The 6,687-nt window shown below is 71.4% G+C and carries 10 protein-coding genes; 5 read left to right on the top strand and 5 right to left on the bottom strand.

Going from position 1 to position 6,687, the window contains the following annotated elements; translation table 11 throughout:
• Positions 1–141: 141 nt before the first annotated feature.
• Both ABZ281_RS31625 and ABZ281_RS31620 read right to left on the bottom strand, forming a co-directional pair.
• Positions 142–555 (bottom strand): Hsp20/alpha crystallin family protein, encoded by a 414-nt coding sequence (locus ABZ281_RS31625; protein ID WP_356661052.1) that lies wholly within the window; start codon positions 553–555, stop codon positions 142–144.
• Positions 556–660: 105 nt separating this feature from the next.
• The gene (locus ABZ281_RS31620) at positions 661–1,380 is read right to left on the bottom strand and encodes a CBS domain-containing protein (protein WP_356661050.1); all 720 of its coding nucleotides are present in this window, start codon (positions 1,378–1,380) and stop codon (positions 661–663) included.
• Between the two features lie 189 nt (positions 1,381–1,569).
• On the opposite strand from ABZ281_RS31620, the gene ABZ281_RS31615 reads away from it, so the two are divergent.
• A complete protein-coding gene (locus tag ABZ281_RS31615) occupies positions 1,570–2,022 on the top strand; it encodes a universal stress protein (RefSeq protein WP_356661048.1) in 453 nt (150 codons plus the stop codon).
• A 20-nt stretch (positions 2,023–2,042) separates the two neighbouring features.
• On the opposite strand, the gene ABZ281_RS31610 is transcribed toward ABZ281_RS31615, so the two are convergent.
• From ABZ281_RS31610 to ABZ281_RS31600, 3 genes are all read right to left on the bottom strand, one after another.
• Positions 2,043–2,171 carry a hypothetical protein gene (locus ABZ281_RS31610; protein WP_356661046.1) on the bottom strand — a complete coding sequence of 43 codons (129 nt, stop codon included), beginning with the start codon at positions 2,169–2,171 and terminating at the stop codon, positions 2,043–2,045.
• Between the two features lie 438 nt (positions 2,172–2,609).
• Positions 2,610–3,353, bottom strand: coding sequence for an OsmC family protein (locus ABZ281_RS31605; RefSeq protein WP_356661044.1), 744 nt, complete (start codon positions 3,351–3,353; stop codon positions 2,610–2,612).
• 131 nt (positions 3,354–3,484) lie between these two features.
• Complete coding sequence (locus tag ABZ281_RS31600) at positions 3,485–4,369, bottom strand: DUF1918 domain-containing protein (protein ID WP_356661042.1); 885 nt, start codon at positions 4,367–4,369, stop codon at positions 3,485–3,487.
• A gap of 229 nt (positions 4,370–4,598) precedes the next feature.
• Between ABZ281_RS31600 and ABZ281_RS31595 the strand changes: the two genes are divergently transcribed.
• The 4 genes from ABZ281_RS31595 to ABZ281_RS31580 all read left to right on the top strand — a co-directional run.
• Complete coding sequence (locus ABZ281_RS31595; RefSeq protein WP_356661040.1) at positions 4,599–5,261, top strand: CBS domain-containing protein; 663 nt, start codon at positions 4,599–4,601, stop codon at positions 5,259–5,261.
• A gap of 54 nt (positions 5,262–5,315) precedes the next feature.
• A complete protein-coding gene (locus ABZ281_RS31590; protein WP_356661038.1) occupies positions 5,316–5,900 on the top strand; it encodes a hypothetical protein in 585 nt (194 codons plus the stop codon).
• A gap of 102 nt (positions 5,901–6,002) precedes the next feature.
• Positions 6,003–6,383 carry a universal stress protein gene (locus tag ABZ281_RS31585; protein WP_356661036.1) on the top strand — a complete coding sequence of 127 codons (381 nt, stop codon included), beginning with the start codon at positions 6,003–6,005 and terminating at the stop codon, positions 6,381–6,383.
• Positions 6,380–6,687: universal stress protein (locus ABZ281_RS31580; protein ID WP_356661034.1), on the top strand; the 308-nt coding region annotated here is incomplete at its 3' end. The genes ABZ281_RS31585 and ABZ281_RS31580, both read left to right, overlap by 4 nt.

Genomic DNA, 6,687 nt, shown 5'->3' with positions numbered 1-6,687 from the left:
GCGCGTGGTGGACATGCCCCTGGGTGAGCAACTTCCGCGCATCTGCTGAGACATCCGGAGCAATCGGGGCCCGGACCGGCGTGTGCGCGGCCGGTGTCACCCCGGCCGCGCACACGGTTGTGATGCGGACGCCCGCCGCTCTCAGACGTGCCGCACCGGAATGGCCCTGGTTCCCGTCTTCGCCTCCGGGACCGGGACCCTGATGGTCAGGACACCGTCCTCGTACTCCGCGGTCGCCTCGTCGCCCCGCGCACCGGCGGGGAGCCGGACGGCACGGGCGAAGGTGCCGTAGCGGAACTCGGTGCGGTGTTTCTCGGTGGTCTGCTCGGTGCGCTCGGCGCGCAGCGTCAGCAGCCCTTCTTCGACGGTGATCTCGACATCCTTGTCGGGGTCGACACCGGGAAGTTCGGCCCGCACGGTGTACATGCCGTCCCCGAGGTGTTCCTCGATGCGGATGCCGTGCAGCCCGGGGGCGACGTGCGCCCCGGGGAGCCCCGTCTCCGCCCAGCCGAACAGGTCGGGCCAGCCCGGCAGTCGTTCCAGCATGCTGGTCATGTCACCCTCCTTCCTACAGTTTCAGTCTCCGTCGGCCGAGTTCAGGTGACGAGGGCCGAACGGCCTCGGCCTGTAGGGTCGCCCGGCCCGTCGCTCGCAGGACGCTCATGCCCTCGGCTGTGGCGTGGAACGTCGCCCTTCCTCCTCCTGCGCCAGATCCGGTTCGAGGGCGGGACGGTGCGGGGGTCCGGTGAGCTCGGGACGTACGTCCACCACTCCCTCGACGGACCGCACGAGACGCACGGCCAGCGGTACGACTGAAGTGTCGGGCACGCGGCCGGTGAGCGTGACGACGCCCTCGTTCACCTCGACGCGGACCGAATCGATTCCGTCGGGCAGCCGTCCGGCCAGGACCTCGTGCCGGATCTCCTCCGCGATGTCGTGATCGGGCCGCAGAAACACCCGCAGCAGGTCCGAACGGCTCACGATCCCGCGCAGCACACCATCGTCGTCGACGACCGGCAGCCGCTTGATCTTGTGCCGGGCCATGAGACGGGCGGCCTGGGCGAGGGTCGCGCCGGGGTGGACGGTGACGGCCGGGAAGGTCATCAGATCGGCTGCGGTGATCGCCTGTGCCTTCTCAAGCCCCTCCGGGGGCCGGGCCCGGGGCCCCCGGTCGGGGGCGCTGTCGCGGAACTCCTCCTTGCGCAGCAGATCCGCCTCGGAGACGACGCCGATCACCCGTTTCCGGGTGTCGACGACGGGCAGTGCGCTGATCCGCTGCCCTTCCACAGTCCGCACGATCTCCTTGAAAGTCGCACCGGCGGCCAGAGCGACAACGGTGCGGGTCATCACATCGCTCACTGTGTACACAGAGCCGTGCATGACGTCCTCCACTGCCTGGGAAGGTTTGCCGTCGCTTCCAGGCTCGCCCATACCCCCCGGGACGTCATGGGCCGAACGGCCCGATCCACTCCCGGCCCCGATGGCCCGACCAGGGCCGGTCGGCCCTTCCTCCGACGCGCCGGTCCGGGCAACGTGGAGTACGGGGAGCCCCTGCTGAGTGAGGTCACCATGCAATCCTCTGAACTTGTTCCACGGGTGGTCGTGGGCGTGGACGGATCTCCTGCCTCCCGTGCCGCGTTGCGGTGGGCGGTGCATCACGCACGGATGGTCGGCGGTGCCGTGGAGGCGATCTATGTCTGGGACACGCCGTCCGCCCGGGGCTGGAGCGGACCGGCGGTCGACCCGGACTTCGATCTGGAGCAGGCGCGGGAGCGGTTCGCGCAGGAGTTGCGCACCGTCTTTCCGGGCGGGCAACCGCCACGGTTGCAGGAACACCTTGTCCAGGGCGACCCGTCGGAGGCGCTGATCCAGGCCTCCGAAGGGGCCGAACTTCTCGTCGTCGGCCGTAGGGGAATCGGCGGCTTCGCCCGGGCGATGCTGGGGTCCGTCAGCCAGCGATGTGCCCAGCACGCAGCATGCCCGGTCGTCGTGGTCCGTCAGGAGAAGGATCCCGCCCGCTGATCGTGACCCCGTGATCCCCTTCACCGGAAGGCCGCGTGGATCTCCTCCCCGCCGGCGTGGTGAGAAACGAGCGGGAGCTCCTCGCCGGGCTGCAGCACCGTCCGGGGAGTGGGCGCTGTGGGGTCGCCGTTCCGGACGATGGTCGCCACGATGTGCCCTCGGGCAGTTCGACGGCGCCGAGCGGACGGCCGGCGGCCTTCGGCCCGGCCGTGGTGGCGCTCCGATGATCCCGACGCCCGTGCTGCTCAGTCGCAGCAGGGCCACGGTGTCCGCCGCCCCGTGGCCTCCTCGATGAGGGACGCGATCGGGGCGGCCGTCGGCACGACGCTGTCCGGTCTCCACGCGTCACCTCGACCACCTGGATCTCGCCTTCGACCTCGAACTCGGTGACGTGTCACCCCGTGAGGTGGGGCTGCAGCGTGGAACGGATGAGGAGCGTCTCGCCGTCGCCGAAGCGGACGTCGTGGGCCGCGAGTCGCTGACATGCGACGTCCGACGTGAGGCCCGGGGTGGAACCGGCCAAGGCCGGGCAGACGTCGGGTGGAGCAAGGGCGTACACCTCTGGCCCGGTCTCCGGCGGTGACATGTCAGCGTGTTCGGGATCGGTGATCCTGTGGCCCCGCTGCGGGCGGAGCATCTTCATGGCGGGAGGAGGTGAGCCCTCCGGCGGATGGTCGTCCCGGGCTCGCCTCCGTCTCCCGGGCCGCCTCGCCGTCGGCGGCGCACCGGATTTCCAGCTCCACCTCCGGGGCCTGGGCCAGCGTGTTCGTCACGGTGCAGTGGGAGACCACCGCGCGCAACGCCGCCTCCCGCCGCGGAGGCAGGGCCGGGGCCATGACGGTCAGCGAGATGGCTGCGACTCGGGGCGGCCGGTCGTCGGCCATGCTGTACTCCGCGCGGACGGACAGGCCCTCCCGGCTCGCGCCGTGCCGGTCGAGGTAGCGGCCCGCGTAGTGCGCCGCGCAGGAGGCCACCGCCGCGACGAAGAGCTCCACCGGGGTGGGTGCGGTGTCCTTCCCTCCGTCGGAGAGTGGCTGGTCGACCGTCAGCACGTGCCCGCGCACTCGTATCTCGTAGGCGTCACCCGCGATCGGCACCACTTCCGCCGCTCCTGGCGGGCCCGCCGGTTCCGGATCCACCGCGGCGGCCTGGAACAGCAACAGTCCGGCCAGGCGCCGGGCCTCCTCGGCTGTGAGCGATGCCCACAGTTCCCCCGCGTCATGGGGTGCGAAGGAGGCGTCCAGGACGACGCGTCCCATCGGAGCCGGCAGCCCCTGCGGGGCGAAGCGGGTGACGTTGATCGTGCGGCCACAACGCGTTCTCATCTTCATCACGACCTCCCTGTCGGGCTGGCTTCGCCGCGACGGCCGGGCCGGTCCCGGTGCACCGTCGTCCCGGCGGAGCTGTCTGGGGCCGAACAGTCCCCGCCGTGTCCCGAAAGTCCTCCGAGGCGCGCATGCGCTCAGGCGTCGTCGGCCGTGATGCGGCGCCCGGTCAGACGGTCGACGACGATCGACACCCACAGCGTGCGCCGGCCTCCGGCCCAGGGCTTCGTGTGCGCCTGCTCCTCGAGGGTGCGGATCGCATCGACGTCCGTGACGGCCCGGGCCCGGCCGACCACCAGGACGCTCCAGCCCTGGCTCAGCGCATCGTCGACGTGGTCGACCTCGAAGGCCACCTCGTTCCCCACAGCGCCGGCCGGGGAGGCGTCGGGTGCGGTACGGAAAGCGATGGCGTCGTCGACCACTTCATAGTTGACGGGGAAGACGGCGGGTCCGCGCGGTGTGGTCAGTGAGACCCGCCCGACGCCGTGTGTCGAGAGCAGCGCGCGGCACTCCTGCTCACCGAGGTCCCGCAGGCGGGGGTGGTAGAGCGCGTTTCCCTGGCCTGGAGGCCGCTCCTGGTCACCGCCCTGGAGTCCCAGGAGTGTGGTCCCCAGCGCGTCGGCCACGCGCAGGAGCGTCCCCAGGCTCGGGTCGGATGCGTGCGTCTCGAGGTAGGCGAGGTACTCCGGTGACATGCGGGCGCGGCGGGCGGTCTCCTGGAGGCTCAGTCCTTGCCGCAGCCGGGCCGCGGCCACGCGTCGGCCGATGTCACCCGACTGGGGGGAGACGCCCGTGTCGCCTGCCAATGGCGGGCCGCTCGATGGGGGCTCCTCCAGTCCTCCTTCGTGAATGTGGGCGTCCGGCCCCGGAAAGACCAGCGTGACATCGCCCGTGTCCGACCACCGGACGTCGTACGGCGGTGTCCCGTCCTCGTGATGGAGGCCGACGATCTCTCCGTCGCGCCGGACGACGCCGGTGGACGGGCTTTCGACGATCAGCCGGTCGCCAAGGTGGGCGTGCATGGCCGTGCCCTCTCCGTCGATGGCTCTCTCTCCAGCATCACGCGGGGACGAAGCCGGCACCAACGGGCCAAAGGTCCCGACGGACCGGGACGAACAGACCCCCTGCTCTGCACCAAGGCCCCAAGCGCACGACCATGGCCTCCGGTCAGGCTGAAGGTGCGAAGACATGCGGACGACCGCAAGGTCGGCGCGCGCCGCAGTCGGTCGCAGGACCCGAGGGAGGAGCGTCATGCAGCACCGCACCGTCGGAGACCTCATGACCCACGGCGTCGTCCTGGCACGACGGCACACACCATTCAAGAACATCGTCAGTCTGCTGTCCGAGAACGAGGTGACGGCCCTGCCCGTGGTCGACGACCTCGGCCACCCGGTCGGAGTGGTGTCGGAAGCCGACCTGCTCCGCACGGTCGCGGCACGGCCCGACCCCACCGGCCTGCCGCGGTCGCCGAACGCGTCGAACGGGGCTCGCGCCGCGAACGACGGCATCACGGCCGAGCAGCTGATGAGCGCTCCCGCGGTCTGCGCGCGGCCGGAGTGGACGGTCGTCGAAGCCGCGCGTCTCATGGACACCGAAGGCGTCAAGCGGCTGCCCGTGGTGGACGAGGCGGAGACGCTGGTCGGCATCGTCAGCCGTGGTGATCTCCTGCGCGTCTTCCTGCGCCGGGACGACGCGCTGCGCGACGAGATCGCCGGTGACGTCCTCGTCCGGACAATGGGCCTCGCCCCCTCCGACGTGGCCGTGGACGTGCGCGACGGCCGTGTGACCCTCAAGGGCCGGGTGGAGACCGAGCAGATCATCCCCGTCATCGAGCGGCTGTGCCGCGGCGTCGACGGCGTGGTGTCCGTGCACTCGGCTCTGTACCGCCGCCGCCTGCACGAGACTGCTGGCTGAGGCCCTGCCCCGCCGGCGACGCCCCTGACGCACACGGTCCGGGAGGTGAGCACGATGGCTCCGAGCACAACCGTCCGGCGATCACACCTGTGGCGCTGGCGCCGCAGCCCGTTGCGCCGCCGCGAAGACGTCTTGGAGGCCTGGATCCTGCTGGCCGCCTGGCTCGTGACGGCCGTGGCCGGCCCTGTGGCGGGTGTACTGAGCGCCCGGGGCACGGTGGACGCGCTCGCCCGGCAACGCGCGGAGCGCCGCCCGGCCACCGCCGTCCTGGTCGGCGAAGCGCCCCGCAGCTTCGTCAGCGGTGAGGTGACCGTTGACCACGTCATCGCGACAGTGCGCTGGACCGCGGCTGACGGCACATCGCACACCGGCAGGACCCAAGTTGACGCCGGTTCGAAGGCCGGGGAGCGGGTCGCCGTGTGGATGGACCAGGAAGAACGGCTCACGACCCCGCCGCAGACACCGGGCCAGGCGGACATCGAGGCAACGTTCATGGGGGCCGCCGCATTCTTCGGCGTCGCCACCGCGGCAGCCGCCGGATTCTACGGAGCGCGCGTCGTCCTCGACCGGCGCCGGAGCCGTGGGTGGGACACGGAGTGGCGGAAGCAGGGATCGTGGTGGGGTCGTGCGAGCAACTGACCCGGCCGGCCCGAAGCCCGAAGGACGGCCCGAGAGGCCCGTCTGCCTCACGACATCGTGCTGCCGCAGTCAGTCCCGAAGCAGGCGCAGGAGAAGAAAGCCATGGTCGACGACGCGACACTCCGGGCCCGGACCACGGCGCCGGACGTCTGCAAACCGATCCTGGTCGGTGCCGACCCCGGTCCGGACAAGCGGATGGCCCTGGCCTGGGCCGCCGATGAGGCAGACCGGCGTGATCTGCCCATGAGACTGGTGTACGCGCAGGGTGAACCCGTCCCCGGCAACCGCCCCGAAGGGGGCCTCCCCTCGTGGGAGCTCGGGCTGGTCGTAGGCACCCGCGGGCACGGCGGCTTCAGCGGCATGCTGCTGGGCTCCGTGAGCCCGGGCGTCCTCCACCACGCACGCTGCCCGGTCCTGCTGCTCCCCCACTCGCCACAACGGCAGCGGCCCACAAGCGCCCCGGAGACAAGGACCACGTCATGACGAAGCCCGTGGTGGTCGGCCTGGACGGTTCTCCGTCAAGCCTGGACGCGGTCGCCGCCGCGGCGCACGAGGCCGAACTGCGAGAGGCGCAATTGCGCTTGGTTCACGCCTTCGGCTCACCGCCCCTCCACGCACTACCTGGCGGGCCACCGTGGAACCCGGCCGCGGCCGGAATTCGAGAGCTGCTGGACGGCACCCTGACGGCGGCCGAGCGCCGGGCACACGATGTGGCTCCGGGCATCGACATCGCACGCGACGTCACGGTGGGCGAGCCGTTGACGGTGCTGGAGATCGCTTCGCGCAC

The organism is Streptomyces sp. NPDC006265 (assembly GCF_040613555.1).
Taxonomy (GTDB): domain Bacteria; phylum Actinomycetota; class Actinomycetes; order Streptomycetales; family Streptomycetaceae; genus Streptomyces.
The sequence above is the reverse complement of the archived record's forward strand: the minus strand, read 5'-3'. Positions and strand labels throughout refer to the sequence as shown.